This is a genomic window from Proteus vulgaris, assembly GCF_016647575.1.
Classification (GTDB): Bacteria; Pseudomonadota; Gammaproteobacteria; order Enterobacterales; family Enterobacteriaceae; genus Proteus; species Proteus mirabilis_B.
Map to the genome: position 1 here is coordinate 2,183,511 of NZ_CP032663.1, position 17,844 is coordinate 2,201,354.

Annotated in this window: 18 protein-coding genes; 14 read left to right on the forward strand and 4 right to left on the reverse strand. The window is 37.4% G+C overall.

Annotated features, from left to right (window positions below; translation table 11 throughout):
• Positions 1-2: 2 nt before the first annotated feature.
• The 8 genes from D7029_RS10175 to lhgO all read left to right on the forward strand — a co-directional run bounded on the left by D7029_RS10175 (position 3) and on the right by lhgO (position 8,265).
• A complete protein-coding gene (locus tag D7029_RS10175; protein ID WP_194950600.1) occupies positions 3-707 on the forward strand; it encodes an energy-coupling factor transporter transmembrane component T in 705 nt (234 codons plus the stop codon).
• Positions 698-1,543, forward strand: a complete 846-nt coding sequence (locus D7029_RS10180; RefSeq protein WP_194950601.1) for an energy-coupling factor ABC transporter ATP-binding protein — start codon at positions 698-700, stop codon at positions 1,541-1,543. Before D7029_RS10175 ends, D7029_RS10180 begins: the two co-directional genes overlap by 10 nt.
• A complete protein-coding gene (locus D7029_RS10185; RefSeq protein WP_194950602.1) occupies positions 1,527-2,348 on the forward strand; it encodes an energy-coupling factor ABC transporter ATP-binding protein in 822 nt (273 codons plus the stop codon). Before D7029_RS10180 ends, D7029_RS10185 begins: the two co-directional genes overlap by 17 nt.
• Before the next feature lie 68 nt (positions 2,349-2,416).
• Positions 2,417-2,929 (forward strand): DedA family protein, encoded by a 513-nt coding sequence (locus tag D7029_RS10190; RefSeq protein ID WP_194950603.1) that lies wholly within the window; start codon positions 2,417-2,419, stop codon positions 2,927-2,929.
• Positions 2,930-3,318: 389 nt separating this feature from the next.
• A complete protein-coding gene (locus D7029_RS10195; protein WP_088495417.1) occupies positions 3,319-4,353 on the forward strand; it encodes a TAXI family TRAP transporter solute-binding subunit in 1,035 nt (344 codons plus the stop codon).
• A gap of 12 nt (positions 4,354-4,365) precedes the next feature.
• A complete protein-coding gene (locus D7029_RS10200; RefSeq protein WP_109372193.1) occupies positions 4,366-6,333 on the forward strand; it encodes a TRAP transporter permease in 1,968 nt (655 codons plus the stop codon).
• Positions 6,334-7,047, forward strand: a complete 714-nt coding sequence (locus tag D7029_RS10205) for a FadR/GntR family transcriptional regulator (RefSeq protein WP_194950604.1) — start codon at positions 6,334-6,336, stop codon at positions 7,045-7,047.
• Between the two features lie 15 nt (positions 7,048-7,062).
• Positions 7,063-8,265 (forward strand): L-2-hydroxyglutarate oxidase, encoded by a 1,203-nt coding sequence (gene lhgO, locus D7029_RS10210; RefSeq protein WP_194950605.1) that lies wholly within the window; start codon positions 7,063-7,065, stop codon positions 8,263-8,265.
• Positions 8,266-8,334: 69 nt separating this feature from the next.
• Here the strand turns inward: lhgO and D7029_RS10215 are convergent, their stop codons facing one another.
• The gene (locus D7029_RS10215) at positions 8,335-9,213 is read right to left on the reverse strand and encodes a LysR substrate-binding domain-containing protein (RefSeq protein ID WP_201161580.1); all 879 of its coding nucleotides are present in this window, start codon (positions 9,211-9,213) and stop codon (positions 8,335-8,337) included.
• Positions 9,214-9,384: 171 nt separating this feature from the next.
• Between D7029_RS10215 and bla the strand changes: the two genes are divergently transcribed.
• Positions 9,385-10,281: a class A beta-lactamase gene (gene bla / locus D7029_RS10220; protein ID WP_194952620.1), complete on the forward strand. Its 897-nt coding sequence runs from the start codon at positions 9,385-9,387 to the stop codon at positions 10,279-10,281.
• Between the two features lie 253 nt (positions 10,282-10,534).
• On the opposite strand, the gene D7029_RS10225 is transcribed toward bla, so the two are convergent.
• Positions 10,535-10,999, reverse strand: coding sequence for an Lrp/AsnC family transcriptional regulator (locus tag D7029_RS10225; protein ID WP_023582027.1), 465 nt, complete (start codon positions 10,997-10,999; stop codon positions 10,535-10,537).
• 161 nt (positions 11,000-11,160) lie between these two features.
• Here D7029_RS10225 and D7029_RS10230 point away from each other — a divergent pair, with 161 nt between their 5' ends.
• Complete coding sequence (locus tag D7029_RS10230) at positions 11,161-11,772, forward strand: LysE family translocator (RefSeq protein ID WP_165123369.1); 612 nt, start codon at positions 11,161-11,163, stop codon at positions 11,770-11,772.
• Positions 11,773-11,828: 56 nt separating this feature from the next.
• On the opposite strand, the gene D7029_RS10235 is transcribed toward D7029_RS10230, so the two are convergent.
• Together D7029_RS10235 and D7029_RS10240 are read right to left on the reverse strand one after the other, a co-directional pair.
• Complete coding sequence (locus D7029_RS10235; RefSeq protein ID WP_088495412.1) at positions 11,829-12,398, reverse strand: HutD family protein; 570 nt, start codon at positions 12,396-12,398, stop codon at positions 11,829-11,831.
• Positions 12,399-12,512: 114 nt separating this feature from the next.
• On the reverse strand, positions 12,513-13,928 hold the full coding sequence (locus D7029_RS10240; RefSeq protein ID WP_088495411.1) for a PLP-dependent aminotransferase family protein: 1,416 nt from the start codon (positions 13,926-13,928) through the stop codon (positions 12,513-12,515).
• Positions 13,929-14,064: 136 nt separating this feature from the next.
• On the opposite strand from D7029_RS10240, the gene D7029_RS10245 reads away from it, so the two are divergent.
• From D7029_RS10245 to D7029_RS10260, 4 genes are all read left to right on the forward strand, one after another.
• On the forward strand, positions 14,065-15,399 hold the full coding sequence (locus tag D7029_RS10245; RefSeq protein ID WP_194950607.1) for a cytochrome ubiquinol oxidase subunit I: 1,335 nt from the start codon (positions 14,065-14,067) through the stop codon (positions 15,397-15,399).
• Positions 15,389-16,396 carry a cytochrome d ubiquinol oxidase subunit II gene (gene cydB, locus D7029_RS10250; protein ID WP_088495409.1) on the forward strand — a complete coding sequence of 336 codons (1,008 nt, stop codon included), beginning with the start codon at positions 15,389-15,391 and terminating at the stop codon, positions 16,394-16,396. The genes D7029_RS10245 and cydB overlap by 11 nt, the downstream gene beginning before the upstream one ends.
• Positions 16,377-16,538 carry a DUF2474 domain-containing protein gene (locus D7029_RS10255; protein ID WP_088495408.1) on the forward strand — a complete coding sequence of 54 codons (162 nt, stop codon included), beginning with the start codon at positions 16,377-16,379 and terminating at the stop codon, positions 16,536-16,538. Before cydB ends, D7029_RS10255 begins: the two co-directional genes overlap by 20 nt.
• A gap of 678 nt (positions 16,539-17,216) precedes the next feature.
• Positions 17,217-17,600 (forward strand): DUF805 domain-containing protein, encoded by a 384-nt coding sequence (locus D7029_RS10260; protein ID WP_088495407.1) that lies wholly within the window; start codon positions 17,217-17,219, stop codon positions 17,598-17,600.
• Positions 17,601-17,844 lie beyond the last annotated feature (244 nt).

Below are 17,844 nucleotides of genomic sequence, written 5' to 3' on the forward strand. Positions count from 1 at the left end.
TAATGCATCCCTTTACCTCATTGGCATTATGGCTTTGGCTAAGTGCTAGTGTGCTTTTTTTATCATTAAGCTTACCACTGCTGATTATCAGCAGTGGTACTTTTATTAGCTTATTACTGTGGAATGCCTCTCGCTGGCGTTGGCGCTTTATTGCATGGTTGATGATCCCAATGGCAATAGGCTTATGGTTAGTTCATAGCGGTTGGCTTGCGTATTGGTTAACAGGTGGCATTTTAGATACCAGTAAACAAACTATGGCAATAACGCTATGGCTAAGATTATTAGCAATAATAAGCGGTGCTCAATTGTGGTTACAGTACACTTCAACCGAACAATTTATTAGAGCCTTATTTGCTAGCCGTCTACCTATGAGCCTTTCCTATTTATTAGCCGGCCCTTTGCTGCTTGTAGAACAATTACGCCAACAATTACACAATATAAGAGAAGCACAATTAGCGCGAGGTGTTCCTCTTGATGGTTCATTTTGGCAACGTCTAATAACATTGCCTGCCATTATCTTACCACTTATTAGCCATGTATTAAGTGACCTAACTATTCGTAGTGCAGCATTAGATATGCGAGGGTTTCGTATTATTGCAAAACGAACTACGCTTTCTCCTCCTGCCGATACACCACTACAAGAGATGTTACGCCATTTGATTTTACTGCTTATCTTTGTTGAAGGGGCTATTTGGCTATGGTACTAAGTCTTCAGCAATTTAGTTTTACCCCTAAAGGCGATGAGCAACCGATTATCGGCCCTATTGATTTGCAATTAAAACAAGGAGAGTGGCTTGTTGTTTTGGGAGGAAATGGCAGTGGAAAAAGTCTTCTTGCCCAATTACTAGCAGGTTGGTATCCCGATTTATTAACAGGTTCAGTACAAGGCTTGGGAATTGTACAAAATATTGCTCTAGATAAAAGCCGATTAGTGTCGCTAGCCCCCGGAAGACAACTCGTTCAACAATCCCCCCAACTACAGCTCTCAGGCTGTGCTTTTACTGTAGAACAAGAGATTGCTTTTGGTCCTGAAAATTTAGGGTTAAGCGATAATGAAGTGCGATTTCGTGTAAAAGAAGCAATGGGATTAACACAATGCGACAGTTTACGTTTTCGTCACCCTTCTACACTTTCAGGTGGAGAAGCTCAGCGAGTTGTGATTGCAAGTGCCCTTGCCATGCACCCAAAATTATTATTACTTGATGAAGCATTCAGTCGTTTAACCCCTAATGCAACACAACAATTACAACAACGTATAAAACAATATTCAAAAGAACATAAATGTAGTGTGATTATTTTTGAACGTAGCTTATTACCTGCAATAACGCTTAGTGAACAATTTTTATTGTTAGAAGCAGGAAAAGCAAAAGCAACAGGCGTCTTAGAAGATATATTTCCTTTCTTATTTTCAACAATTAATGCCCCTGATTCATGGCAAGCTTTAAATTGGTTAGTTGAAAACCATTATTGGAACAAAAATATTGTAAATAACGATAAAGCTTTGCTTAAGGCTTTTAAGGAGTTTTATGCTACAGCTGGATAAAGTGTCTTATCGTTGGAGTGAAGATGTTCCATCCTGTATTTCTCAATTATCTTTAACGTTAAATCAAGGTGAGTGGATAACGCTCGTTGGTGATAATGGCGCGGGTAAATCAACCTTATTACGTTTAATTGCGGGGTTATTAACACCCAATGAAGGTGAGATAAAACTCAATAATCAGTCATTATCTCAAATGAAAGCTGAACAACGCGCTCAATATATTGGTGTATTATTTCAAGAGCCTGAACGACAAATATTTCATAATACAGTAGAAAAAGAGGTCACTTTTGGTCTGAAACAACGCAAGTTTTCTAAAGATGAGATTAAAAAACGTTTAGATGAAACATTAATGCTTTGTGGTTTAAGTGATGTCGCTGATGTTCATCCTTTAGATTTACATGCAGGTCAACGCAGAATGGTTGCCGTCGCCAGTTTAAGTATTCTATCCCCTCAAATATTACTGCTTGATGAACCTACTCGCGATTTTGATGCACATTGGCTGGCTTGTTTTGAGAATTGGCTTCAAGTACAAAAAACATTAGGGACATCTGTTCTTGCTATTAGCCATGATCTGGACTTTACTGCACGCCATTTTCAGCGAGTTATCCATTTATCTTCAGGTAAATTAATTGCTGATGGCGCACCTGAAAAGGTATTAATGAGCTCAACACTGCAATCCCTTTCAGATATACCTGCACCTACGCTATACTCATTAAGCCAAAAACTAAAATTACCAACTAAAAACTCCCCCATTGAATGGGCTAAAATGTTAGTTGAAATGAATAAAAATCATAAAATTAACCCATAATAATCTTAAGGCTTATCTCTCTATTATTCGCGTTTGTTGTTGTTTATTTTGTTGCTGGAGATAATAAAATGGAAATTATTCACACTCTATTAGACTCTTTGAGTCATTTATCTCCCATTACGCTTTTTCTCTCCATTACATTAATCACAGCTGGAAAATCGACTATTGGTATTTCTTCATTCTTACCTCCTGCATCTTTAATGTTGATCTTTATTTTTGGTGCCTGTTTGCCTCTTTATTCTCCTATTTTTCTTTGGCTAGCAACCAGTTGTGGCGCTCTATTAGGCTCGATTATTAGCTATGAATTAGGCCGCTCTATCTATCGATTTCCTCGACTTAAAGCATGGGTTAAGCGTTATCAATCAAAAATTAATCGAGTTCAGCAGTTATTAAAAAATAAGACGCACTATATTTTATTTATCTCTCGATTCCTCGCTGTATTTCGTTATTTAACACCGTTTAGTGCCGGTCTATTAAAACTACCCACATACGGCATTTATATTACCAGTGCTATTTCTGCATTAATTTGGTCAGCTATGTTTGTACTGATTGCAACAGGCGTGCTTTCCATTGCCTTATAAGCGTTTTAATTACGACTAAGCTTTACTTGTTTTTTTAACACTAAAAATAATCTATTTTCCCCCTTCATCATCGGATTATTTAACGATTTTCTGATCCTCTGTTTTTTTCATTTTATTTTTTATTATCGATAAATAGGTTATTTTTTAGCTTGTTTTATCGTTTCTCTAGCAAGTTATTGATATTTTCTTTTGTGTTTTATGACTATCACCATAATTATGATTAAAAATTGCATAATTACTATGTTGATCACAAATTGTTATTTTCTTGTTTTGATTTCATTAAGTCACTTCACAATTTCTTAACGTTCCTTGTTTCTATAAAAGTTGTCATGTTGTATACAAGTTAGTGTGAAACATTCACCTGCGTTTTTATGTACAGGAACAACATCATGAGAATAAGAAAAACAAAGCTTGCCATCGGTATTGTTGCTGTTATTGCTGTTGTCTCATTAGCAGTAATCGGCAAAAAAGAGAATGCGAATAAACAATTTCTCTCTGTAGCAACCGCTTCAACAGGAGGAACGTATTATCCGATGGGAGTGGGTTTAGCAAACGTATGGAGTACGCATCTTAAGGATAGAGGCGTTCAAGTAACCGGACAATCTTCTGCTGGCTCAATAGAAAATATCTATTTAATGCAGAAGAATGAAGCTCAACTTTCAATATTACAAAGCCTTTTAGCCGTAGAAGCCTACGAAGGTGTGCGTAACTTTGAAGGTAAACCAGAAAAAAATCTACGCTCAATTTCTATGTTATGGCCGAATGTCGAACACTTTGTATTGATGAATAACAAAGTGAAAACAGGCACATTAGACGATATTCGTGCAACAAGTTTTTCAGTTGGCCCTCAAGCCAGCGGTACTGAACAATCTACAATTATTATTCTTAAAGGCGTTAATTTAACTAAAAAAGACATCACTCCAGAATATCTTGGGTATGGAGATACGGTTTCTGCCATGCGAGATGGTCGCCTTGATGGTGGCGCATTACCTGCTGGCGTGCCTGCTTCAGCGGTAACGGATATGTACGCAAGTGGTGTCAGTGCAAAATTACTCGAAGTCACCGATAAGCAACTTGATGATATCAATCATGTGGCAAATTCATGGTTTCGATTTGAAATACCCGCCAACACCTACCCTCGTCAAACTGAAATGGTCAATACTATTGCTCAACCTAATATCTTAATGACCACAACCAGTATTGATAATGATTTAGTTTATGAGCTGACAAAAACTATGTTTGAGAACCTGCCTGAGGTTCACCAAGTTCATAGCGCAGCCAAATACATCACCACAGAAAATGCATTAAAAGGCGTTTCTGTACCATTACATTTAGGGGCTTACCGCTACTACAAAGAAATCGGATTAGAGATCCCTGATTATCTTATTCCACCAGAAGCTCAAACGCAGACTAATAATAAATAACAGGAGTGAGTTATGACTAACAATGACCACCTAACTCCGGTAGAGCCACCTGCATTAGATAAAGAAGCAAGCTCCGGCAATCGCCAACTTGCAGGTATTTACCTGAAAATTACTACGACTCTTGCAATATTAATTTCGCTTTATGCTATTTATTCCAACGCATTATCAAATACTCAAGAGTTTTATCGTAATACTATTTTTCTTAGCGGTATTTTAATTTTAGGTTTTATTTTGTTTCCATTCTCTAAGCGTTTTTCAACGCCTAAATTTAATGGATGGGATTATCTTTTTATTGCTTTAACATTAATCAGTTATGGCTACTTTTTCTTTAATTATGTTGATCTTCACGTTGTGAGAAAAAGTATTCCAAATACCACCGATTATGTCATGGCCATATTAGGAATTATTGTACTGTTTGAAGCAGCAAGAAGAACCACTGGCTATTTCATTCCAGGGCTTGCCACTTTTGCCATTATCTACGCTTTATTTGGTCAGTATTTTATGGGTATTTTCGGTCATGCAGGATTCTCTGTAGAAAGATTGTTATACCGTTTATTTATGACCAGTGAAGGTATTTTTGGGATCACACTTTCAACAGCCTCAACAGCAATTGTTGTCTTTATTCTTTTTGGCTCGTTCTTAAGTGTGAGTGGTGCAACAGCGCTATTTAATGACTTAGCACTTGCTCTTGCGGGTCGTCGCCGTGGTGGTCCTGCTCAAGTTGCTGTTATTTCGTCTGCATTAACGGGTTCATTAAGTGGAAGTGCTGTCGCCAACGTAGCAACAACCGGTACTTTTACCATTCCTTTGATGAAAAGCATTGGATTAACACCTCGCTTTGCGGGTGCCGTAGAAGCAACTGCATCAACGGGCGGTATGATAATGCCACCTATTATGGGTGCTGCTGCATTTATTATGGCGGGCTTTTTGGGCATTTCTTATACCACGATTGTTATTGCCGCGATTATTCCAGCGTTGTTGTATTACGCAGCATTAATTATGGCGATTGATATCGAAGCTAAAAAACAAGGATTAAAAGGTTTAAGTAAAGAGAATATCCCACAAGTTAAAGCGGTATTAAAAGCGCGTGGTTTATTATTACTGCCTTTAGTTATTGTTATTGGCACCTTATTAGTGGGTAAAACACCTATTTATGCAGGTTTCTTAGGTATTCTAACTATTATTGTTGCAAGCTGGATTACACCTGATAAATCAGTCCGTATGACATTAACTAAAGTGGCCGATGCCTTAGCTGAAGCTGCTCGTGGATCGGTTCAAGTGACTGTCGCTTGTGCTGCCATAGGTGTCATTATCTGTGTCGTTACAATGACAGGTATTGGTGCGACATTAGCATTTAATATTGTCTCAATGACAGATAACACATTATGGATGATCTTATTAGTTGTTATGCTGGTGTGTATTGTATTAAGTATGGGTTTACCTTCAACGGCATTATATATTGTCGTAGCCGTTACAGTGTCACCTATCTTAATTAAAGCGGGTGTAATGCCTTTAGCAGCTCACTTCTTTGTTTTCTGGTTTGGTGCTCTATCTAATATTACACCGCCTGTAGCATTGGCAAGTTATACCGCAGCCAGTATTGCAAGAGCTGATCCAATGCAAACATCATGGGATGCGGTTCGCTTAGCACTTCCTGGTTTTATCATTCCGTTTATTTTAGTCTATAACCCTGCTTTATTGATGCAAGGTGATAATTTAGGTGTACTTTCTATTGGATTAATGATTATTAGTGCATTAATCGGAATTTATGCACTAAGTATCGCAACAGCAAACTTCTGGATGATTAAAACAACGTGGTTTGAGCGTATTGCATTTGCAGCAGCAGCAATTCTAATGATTAAACCGGGCTTATATACCGACCTTTTAGGTGTCGCCTTGATCCTATTGACTGGTGCATTCCATTTATTACGGTCTAAAAAACAATTAGCCAATATGGAGCATGCATCTGGAGAAAACTAGATGATACAAAAGATCTCACGCCAAAAAGCGTCGCATCAAATTCTTGAGCAGATAAAGCAAAATATTAGTAACGGGACATACCCTGTTGGTGAAAAGTTACCTTCTGAAAATGTACTTGCTGACGCCTTTGGCGTCAGTCGAGTCCCCATCAGAGAAGCATTAGGTGTCTTAGAAGCCAGTGGCATAGTAACTTCACGCCAAGGGGGCGGTCGCCGTGTCATTGACCATTCTATACTCAGTAAATATGAGCCATTAGTTATGGAAATTGCTTGTCCTGAAGAGATAGATTCGCTGCTTGAAATGCGTGAGGTCATTGAACATGAAGCGGCAGCTATTGCCGCTTTACGTCGAACACCAGAAGAATTACGCGCTATCGAAAACGCCCACGACGCTTTTGTTTTGGCAACAAGGCAAAACAAAAGCATTGGTCATAAAGAAGATTATCAATTTCATCGTTCGATTATGGTTGCCTCACATAATCCCTTTTTTGTCCGGATCTTAGATAACTTACATGAACTCTACCTTGGTGTATTAATGTATTCGTTAAGTCAAAACAAAGGACGAGATACTGAAATTGAACGAGTAATTGCAGAACATGAGGCAATTCTTGAGTCAATACGTCAACAAGATCACGATGAGACAAGCCATAGAATGCGTCTTCATTTAACCAATGTGCGTGGCAAATTAAAGCGCTTACAACAAGAACCCTGTTAATTTAAAATTTATAAAATGGATAATATTATGACTTATGACGTGATTATTATTGGTGCGGGATTAGTCGGATTAGGGGTTGCAAGTGCACTACAAGAGAGTCAACCTGAGCTGAAATTACTAGTGATTGATAAAGAATCTGGCCCTGCTGTTCACCAAAGTGGGCATAACAGTAATGTTGTTCATTCAGGTATTTATTACACACCAGGGAGCCTTAAAGCGAGGCTGGCAAAACAAGGCAACATCACAACGTATGCATTTTGCCAACAACATAATCTCTATTATGACCGTTGTGGCAAAGTCATTGTTGCCACCAATGAAAAAGAGTTACAAGCATTAGAAAATATCTATCAACGTGGTATTGAAAACGGACTTGAAGTTATCAAAATGACTGAAGCCGAGCTTAAAGTCAGAGAGCCTTATGTTAATGGTATTGCTGCCTTATTAGTTCCTGATGCAGGCATTGTGAATTACCCTGAAATTGCGGCAAAACACGTTGAAATTATTCAATCTCGTGGTGGTGAATTTGCATTTGGACAAGCGGTTACAACAATTAATGAAACCGATGATACTGTCACTGTTACAACTTCCAATAACCAATTTACAGGTAAATGGTTAATTAATTGCGCCGGTTTATTTAGTGATCGTATTGCTAAAATGGCAGGTTATGACACAGGCATGAAAATAGTCCCATTCCGTGGTGAATATTTTATGCTTAATGCTAATAAAAACTACTTAGTAAACCATCTGATCTACCCTGTTCCTAATCCTGATTTTCCTTTCTTAGGTGTGCATTTTACACGTATGTATAACGGACACCGCGATGTTGGGCCTAATGCGGTATTAGCTTTTAAGCGTGAAGGTTATAAAAAAAGCGACATTAACTTAAAAGATCTCGCCGAAGTTCTCACTTATAAAGGATTTTGGAAAATTGCTGGAAATTATTTAGGTGAAGGAATGGCAGAGCTTCGTCGTTCATATTCCCGTAAATTATTTACTGCGAATGCACAAAAACTCATTCCTGATTTACGTGAAGCAGATATTCATCCGGGTCCTGCTGGTGTTCGAGCCCAAGCATTAACTCGTAAAGGGAAATTAGTAGATGATTTCCATTTTGTAAAAGGTAAACGTTCACTGCATGTTTGTAATGCTCCGTCACCTGCGGCAACTGCGTCTATTGAAATAGGCAGAGAAATAGTAAAAGAGCATTTTTCTTTGTAATTGAAAAAATATACTTCGAGTAAAAATAACAAATAGCATTGAAATTAATCAGTGCTATTTATTTTTATATCACTCACTGCATTCTTTTAGCGCTTCACTCATTAACCATTGCTGAAATATTTCCATTGATGCTGTCATTGGCTTTGATTTTAAGTATGTTAGCCAATATTTTCCCATTTCAACTTCTATTTTAAAGGGTTGCACTAACTGACCATTTTCAATTTCTCTTGAAAACATTTTTGCTGGTGCTAATGCAACTCCTCCTTCATAAATAGCACTTTCAATCATTAAGCGTGAAGAGTCAAAAATAGAGCCCGTTATTTTTATAGGCGACATATTTGCTTTTTCAAACCATTGTAACCACTCATCTTCTCGATAAGAGCGATACAAGTTTTCATTTATTAGATCAGTTGGATGTTGTAAACGTTTCGCCGTACCCGATGAACACAATACCGTTAATGGTGCAGAAAATAATGCTTTGTTATGAGTTAATGGCCATAAACCTTCACCAAATCGAATAGCAAAATCTAATCCTTCAGTAGCCAAATTAACCACATTATTATTTGTTCTTAAATTCACTTCTATTCTTGGATATAACTGCCTAAATTCGGTCAACCTAGGTAATAACCACCCCACCGCAAATGTACCGACAGCTGCAATCGAAACAACATCGCGATATTCACCGCGTTCAAATTGTTTAAATACACGCTCAATATCACTAAAAGCCGTTGTTAATACAGAAAATAAGATTTGAGCATCATCCGTCATTTCTAAACCTCGAGGTAAGCGCTTAAAAAGAATAACGCCAAGCCGCTCTTCTAACATTCTCACTTGTTGGCTAACAGCACCTTGAGTGACATACAGCTCTAATGCCGCTTTGGTGAAATTAAGATGTCTTGCTGAAGCTTCAAATGCACGCAGTGCATTTAGGGGGAGATGTGTTCGCATAATATTCTTAACCATTAGATTTTCTATAAGCTAAGGTGATTTATTATCGATTGTCAATAAATCAATTAAATAGGATATTGCACCCTATAAATAAACGGCTCTATATCTACCCAATAACTGTCTATTTATATTGAGATTTTCTTTATTAACTTAATATGAGCAACAATGACCATGTTTAAAACAACATTTCGCCAAACAGCAGCGATCGCAGTTTCATTAATATCTCTATTAGCATCTCCAATGCTATGGGCTGACAACAATAATACAATTGAAGAGCAATTAAATACGCTGGAAAAATATAGCCAAGGTCGTTTAGGCGTGGCATTAATCAACACCGAAGATAACTCACAAATAACATACCGTGGTGAAGAACGCTTTGCGATGGCAAGTACAAGTAAGGTTATGGCGGTTGCAGCCGTTTTAAAAGCGAGTGAAAAACAAGCCGGATTATTAGATAAGAATATTACGATTAAAAAATCTGACTTAGTTGCTTACAGCCCTATTACAGAAAAACATTTAACAACAGGAATGACACTGGCTGAATTAAGTGCGGCTACATTGCAATATAGCGATAATACAGCAATGAATAAGATATTAGATTATTTAGGCGGTCCAGCCAAAGTCACTCAATTTGCACGTTCAATTAATGATGTCACTTATCGCCTTGATCGTAAAGAGCCTGAATTAAATACAGCAATTCATGGTGATCCTCGTGATACTACTTCTCCAATTGCGATGGCTAAAAGTCTTCAAGCACTGACATTAGGCGATGCACTAGGTCAATCTCAGCGTCAACAACTTGTTACTTGGTTAAAAGGTAATACAACGGGTGATAACAGTATTAAAGCGGGTTTACCAAAACACTGGGTTGTTGGGGATAAAACCGGTAGTGGTGATTATGGTACAACTAACGATATTGCCGTTATTTGGCCTGAAAACCATGCACCATTAATTCTAGTCGTTTATTTCACACAACAAGAACAAGATGCAAAATACCGTAAAGACATTGTTGCTCAAGCTGCCGAAATAGTAACAAGAAAATTATCTAATCCATCTCGAACAAAATAAATTTCTTTATTGATAATCTAGATAAGAAATTAAATATAATAATAGAGCTATTAATTGGCTCTATTATTACATCCATACACAAAATAATATCAGTGAAATAACATACAGATAAACAATTAGAGTGTAATAAAAAAGCCTCCGTTAAATTTGAACTGACCCCAGTTTATTGGACAGTTCAAATTAACTAGAGGCTTTCTCTATTAAAAATATCGTGTGATGATTTAAAATTAACTAAACCTAAATGTTTAGAAAATTAAAGTGGTAAAGCAAAACTCACTTTTACCGTTTCCATTGGTACTTCTGTTTTTATACTTTGGATGCTTGGAATTTGTGTTAAATAATCGGCATGAAAACGACGATACGTTGCTAAATCTTTAGTAACGATGCGAATAAGAGCATCACATTCGCCAGCCATTAAATGACATTCAACCACTTCAGGTAATACCTTGATAGCTTTTACAAATTCTTCAATAGTTTCAGCATCTTGCGCTCTAAACCAAATTCTTGCAAATAAAGATAATCCTGCATCAACCTTACTGCCATCTAATACAGCAACATAACGAGTGATCACACCAGATTCTTCGAGTAAACGCACACGACGAAGACAAGGAGAAGGTGAGAGTCCAACCTCTTTTGCCAGCTCAATGTTCTGGATTTTGCCATCACGCTGAAGCACCTGCAAAATATGTTTATCTATCTTATCTAATTTTATTGACATCAAAGATTAACCTTAATTCTATTTGTGGAATTTTATTGCCAATTAATTCTTTTTGTTAGCAACAAAGCAACCCGATTTTTTCGAAAACATCATATAATCTTTCCGCTAAATTTCACAGCAAAAACGATATTTCTCTTAAACTATCTCTATCAGGTGAAAAGATGGAATTTAACACTTTATTATTATTCGCACTGACTGTTTTACCGCTTATCTGCACACCTGGGCCCGATATTCTTTTTATCTCATCCCAAGGGCTATCAGGCGGTATGAAATCAGCATGGATTGCCAATACTGGCGTTATATCAGGCTATTTAACCCATGCATTACTGAGTGCGTTAGGGCTTGCCGCCTTAGTATCAGCATCACCCATTTTATTTCATTTACTCAAATGGGTTGGTGTGTTCTATATCAGTTATCTTGCAGTCAAGATGTTGATATCTGCCTGCAAAAAAGGTCAATTAGCCCTAGATGCCTCAAAAACCTCACATCTATTTCGTAAAGGTTTTTTAACCAGTTTTCTTAATCCTAAAGGACTACTCGTTTATCTCGCTATTTTACCAAACTTTATTGATAATCATAATGATGTAGCAACACAATCATTGCTGTTATCTGGGATATTTATCACGACTTGCTTAATTATTTATGGTCTGCTAGGCACCTTTTTTGCTTATATTGGCTTAAAAGGCGGTTTAAGTGAAAAACGTCGCCGCTATAACGATGGCATTGCAGGTGGATTACTCACTTTTGCGGCTATTAATTTGGCTTTAAATTAGCCTTAATCCTAAGCACTATTTATTATTCTAGTCAGTATTTGACCACAAAAATGCCTCTATTTAAGTGGTCGAATATCTGCCCATAATAATTGGCAATTTGCGGTTAACGGTCTTATTTCACCTTCTCGAATATCAGGCAACCACCACGCTCCCTGTCCTTTTGATAAACTCTGACAAGTTGCGCCCATTAAAGTCCATTCACCTTGAGTGACATAAATTAATCCTGCATGAGAACTAGGCAAAATAAGTGGCCGTGTTACTAAGGTCGTTTCTGCTTTCCAGCACGTCCGACGCACCATAATATTTAAGCATTTTACGCTGCCTTTAATAAGTTCAGATTGAACATGGATATCACCTGAAAAATCAAAAGGCTGATAAGAGTCTGTAACGGAATGACTAAGAAAACCGGGGCTATTTAAATTGATGCCATTACCTTCTAATAGCACCATTTGCCGATCAATGTCAGGAAATTGTCCTAATGAGCTATTCTCTTCGATGGAGGTTAAACACGCTCGCCATGAAAAATCATTATTAACCGGCCAACACACAATTTCTTGCGTTGTACCTTTTTGATTATTCCACGATATAAACGGTAACTCTTGTTGATCAAAACAACGTAGCTTCATTGTATCCTCCTGCAATATCTGGCTATCAGTCTGATAATGAGGTTAAGGATTAATCATTGGAGATTACCGTCAATAAATCAATAGCTAACTTTTAAAAATGTGCGCTGACGTCAGCTATTTACGTCGTAATTTTCTGCATCCCTCACCAATAATTTCCATTCCTTTTTCAGTACGACTATTCCATTGAAAAGAAGAGTTTAAACGAAATGCATGATTAAATTGAGAGCTGGTGGAAAACATTGAACCCGGTGCAATACTGACACCTCTTTCTAATGCAAAGTGATAGAGTTTATTGGCATCAAATGTTGATTCAAACTCTAACCAGAGAAAATATCCTCCTGATGGAATATTCACTTTTACATCTTCAGGTAAATGCGTTTGTATCGCTTGTAGCATCCGATAACGCCTTTGTTCTAACAATAATCTTAATCGGCGAAGATGCGTATCATAACCACCTTGTGATAAATAATCGGCAATGGCTTGCTGTGTTGGCATACTGGCAGAAACTGTACTCATCATTTGCAACTGCTGTATTTTTGTTGCATGTTTTCCTGCTGCGACCCAACCCACTCGAAATCCCGGTGCAAGACATTTGGAAAAAGAAGCACAATGTAAAACGCTATTTGTTTTATCAAAACCTTTTACTGGCATCGGTGCTTTCTGGCTGTTATAGAGTTCGCCATAGACATCGTCTTCGATTAGCGTTATCTGTTTCTTCGCTAATATGTCCACCAGCCTTATTTTATTCTCATCGGGCATTGTTCCACCTAATGGGTTTTGACAATGGCTCATCAACCAGCAGGCTTTAATATCGTATTGCTCAACCACTTTTTCGAGTTCATCTAAACAAATTCCTGTTACAGGATCTGTTCTAATGGCAATCGCTTTTAATCGCAAACGTTCAATAGCTTGTAATGCGCCATAAAATGCAGGTGACTCAATCACAACCCAATCACCCGGTTCGGTGACTGCTTGCAAACTAAAACTTAATGATTCCATTGCACCAGCAGTAATCACAATTTCATCTGGGGAGACATGAATTCCTTGTAATGCATAGCGTTGTGCAATGTTACGGCGTAACTTTTCATTTCCCGGAGGTAAATTGATCACCGAACTTTGGGGCGCTAAATGTCTTGCGGCAGAAGCCAACGCACTACTTAATTTAGGCTGAATAAATAAACTGGGATCGGGGAAAGCGGAACCAAAAGGAATAATTTCAGGATCTTTACACGCTTGAAGGACATTGAAAATAGAAGTGCTTATTTCAACATTCTCACTCATGTGTAGCCCTTTGCTGGCTGTTACTTGACCAAAACGGGTATTACGATGTGCAACGTAATAACCTGATTGTGGTCGCGCAGTTATCCATCCTTGGCTTTCTAATAACTGATACGATTGTAAAACAGTCATTAAACTTAAACCTGATTGTTTCACCGTATCCCGCAATGAAGGTAAACGGTCGCCAGATTGCCAGATATTATCTTCAATTTGTTGGCGTATTTGCGCTGCAAGCTGTTCATATCGAGTCATATAAAACTGTTTACCTCAAAACTGTTATAGTCATTTTTAAACTTATTGTCACTATTATAGCTTACTGTCATATGGTCTACTAATCCACACGATTTACCTGCTATTTACATTTTTATATCAATATAACGAGGTTTTTATGCTTGGGTTAAGTGCCTTTGATTTGGCGCGTATCCAGTTTGCGTTCACAGTTTCTTTTCATATTATCTTCCCTGCAATTACTATCGGACTGGCTAGCTTTTTAGCCGTCTTGGAAGGTTTATGGTTAAAAACTCGCAATAAGGATTATTTAGCGCTATTCCATTTTTGGTCAAAAATATTCGCTGTTAACTTTGCTATGGGCGTTGTCTCCGGTTTGGTTATGGCCTATCAATTCGGAACCAACTGGAGCTTTTTCTCTGATTTTGCGGGCTCAATTACAGGCCCTTTACTCACTTATGAAGTTCTTACTGCTTTCTTCTTAGAAGCCGGTTTCTTAGGTGTAATGCTATTTGGTTGGAATAAAGTAGGTGAAAAACTCCACTTTTTTGCAACCTGTATGGTGGCATTAGGTACATTAATGTCTACATTTTGGATCTTGGCTTCAAATAGCTGGATGCAAACACCACAAGGGTTTGAAATTATAAATAACCAAGTCGTTCCCGTAGATTGGATCGCGGTTATTTTCAATCCATCATTCCCTTATCGCCTTGCTCATATGGGTGTTGCCGCTTTCCTTGCATCTGCCTTCTTTATTGCCGCATCTGCCTCATGGCATCTGCTCAAAGGCAATAAAACATCCGCGATGAAAAAGATGCTTTCAATGTCTTTATGGATGATTTTAATTTTAGCACCAATTCAAGCACTCATTGGTGATGTCCATGGTTTAAACACCTTAAAACATCAACCCGCTAAAATTGCCGCGATCGAAGGTCATTGGGAAAATGAACCCGGAGAAGCAACGCCGTTAATTCTCTTTGGTATGCCAGATATGGATGCTGAAGAAACAAAATATAAGATAGAAATTCCTTATCTTGGCAGCATGATCTTAACTCATAGCTTAGAAAAACAAGTTCCAGCATTAAAAGAGTTTCCTAAAGAAGACCGACCTAACTCACTTATCGTCTTCTGGTCTTTCCGCATTATGGTTGGCCTTGGCATGTTAATGATTTTAGTGGGTGTTTGGGGAACATGGCTACGATATAAAAAGAAACTTTATGAATCTAAGACTTTCTTACGCTTAACTTTTTTGATGGCTCCTTCAGGACTGATCGCTATTCTTGCTGGTTGGTTTACAACAGAAGTAGGACGTCAACCTTGGGTTGTTTATGGCATACAACGAACTCGAGATGCCGTATCTGCACACGGCGAAATGCATATGAGTATAAGCTTGCTCATCTTCTTAGTTGTTTATAGCTCTGTATTCGGTGTTGGATATGCCTATATGTTAAAACTGATCCGTAAAGGTACACCGGAGGTTCATCATGGGAATTGATTTACCAGTTATTTGGTTCGTCATTATTGTATTTAGTACGTTAATGTATATTGTCATGGATGGTTTCGATCTGGGTATCGGTATGCTTTATCCATTTATTAAAAGTGACCAAGATCGTGACTTAATGATGAATACTGTTGCCCCTGTATGGGACGGCAACGAAACATGGTTAGTCCTAGGAGGAGCTGCATTATTTGGTGCTTTCCCATTGGCTTACGCGGTTATTCTTGATGCTTTAGCAATGCCTCTAACATTAATGCTTGTCGCCTTAATTTTTCGTGGTGTCGCGTTTGAATTTCGTTTTAAAGCCGATGACAACCACAAAGGTTTTTGGGATAAATCATTTATCTTTGGCTCTATCTTAGCCACCTTTATGCAAGGCGTTGTCGTTGGTAGCGTTGTTCAAGGTTTGCCTGTTGTTAATCGCGCCTTTGCGGGTAGCTATTTTGATTGGTTATCCCCTTTTGCACTCTTTTGTGGATTTGGATTAGTTATCGCCTATTCGTTATTAGGATGTGGCTGGCTAATTATGAAAACCGAAGGTCATTTACAGCAGAGTCTATATAAGGTCGCAAAACCTCTTACACTTGTTATGCTTGCAGTCATTGCAGCAGTTAGTGCATGGACACCATTAGCACAACCTACAATTGCTGAACGTTGGTTCACATTACCAAACCTGTTCTTCTTTTTACCTGTTCCTCTTTTAGTGTTGTATAGCGTTTGGTTAATTTTACGTTCAGTGAAAAAACAGGGGCATTACCTGCCTTTCTTTGGCGCACTGGCTTTAATTTTCTTAGGTTTTGCAGGATTAGGGATCAGTATTTGGCCTAACATTATTCCACCTGCAATTAGTTTTGTAGAGGCATCCGCACCGCCAGAAAGCCAAGGGTTTATGCTAGTTGGCGCACTGTTTATTATTCCAATTATTCTTGTGTACACATTCTGGAGTTATTACGTTTTCAGAGGAAAAACAAATTATGAAGAAGGTTATCACTGATCCACAAATACAAAGCAAACCCTCGTTATTAAAAAGATGGGGATGGTTGATTACTATTTGGTTTTGTAGTGTTTTAGCCTTATTCGCAGTTTCTTCTCTCTTTCGTTTTTTAATGACGTTAGCCGGAATGAAAGTCAAGTAAAGGCGAAGTACATACAGCAATATAATTAACTAGCACCGAATACGGTAAGCTATAAAATAAAAAGTAAAGAAAGGGCTGAAGTTATCTTCAGCCCTTTTATCTTTATTTAAAATAATGGGTTATTGTTTAGTATTATTACACCTTAGCCTATTGTTATCAGATGCTCTTTTAATGGCTAATTTATATAAATTATTTTGCGATAAAAGAAAATGGAAAAGGAAGCAAAAAAGTAAATATTTTCATTTTTCTATGATTAACTAAATTTAAATCAAACTCTTTGCTAAAATAACTACAAATACATCATTTTTGATTAATGGTAAGAGATAAAATCTTTTTTATGCATTTATTACGATAAATAAAGATACAAACAATCCTATAAAAAGCCATCTTCTCTAGAAATAAGATAGAATGAATGTTGAATTAGGCTTCCAAAGTAATTATGATATCGCCGCCTAGAGGATTCATATCTGTATTATTCTATAAAGACACGCTAAAAGAGTCATTTAGATATACCCATATGATTAATTCAAAAATTAAATCCCCCCCTATTAAACGTGTGGGTAATGGACAATGTCTGTTCAAAATACATATTTTGATAATTTAGAATTATCTTAATTGCTAAGAAAGATCACTTACACTAGGCTTACGTATTGTTGCTACTAAATTAAGGATGAAGTCATGAATTGGTATTTGGAAGTCATTAAAAATAATTACGCTAACTTTTCAGGCCGTGCTCGCAGAAAAGAATATTGGATGTTTACTCTGGTAAATACCATTATTATTACTGTTCTATATGCTATTTTAATGTCATCAATAGATATGAACACTGGTGAAACGAGTTCATTAGGTTCGATTGTAGGTATTATTATCGGTATTTATTCTTTAGCGATTATCGTACCTAGCCTTGCTGTAACTATTCGTCGTTTCCACGACCAAGATAAATCAGGTTGGATGTTCTTACTTGCATTTATTCCTGCTGTTGGTGGATTAATTGTTTTTGTCTTTATGTGCCTTGAAGGTACTAAAGGTGACAACAGATTCGGCCCAGATCCTAAAGCTTAATCTATTGCTGAATTAATATGACAATACAGTGAGTGTATAACTATTTAGTTTGCTCACTGTATTAATTGATTTTCCTATCATTGTTGTAACCATCTAAAATCGTTCCTCTCTTTAAATAGAATAATGCCAATACATCCCCCCCGCCTACATTGTACTTTAGTGTTTTTATTTACCTCTAGCTTTTCTAATTAATACTATCAAGTTATTACACCATGCTTATTGCGTTGATCTTTAAGTTTTTTCT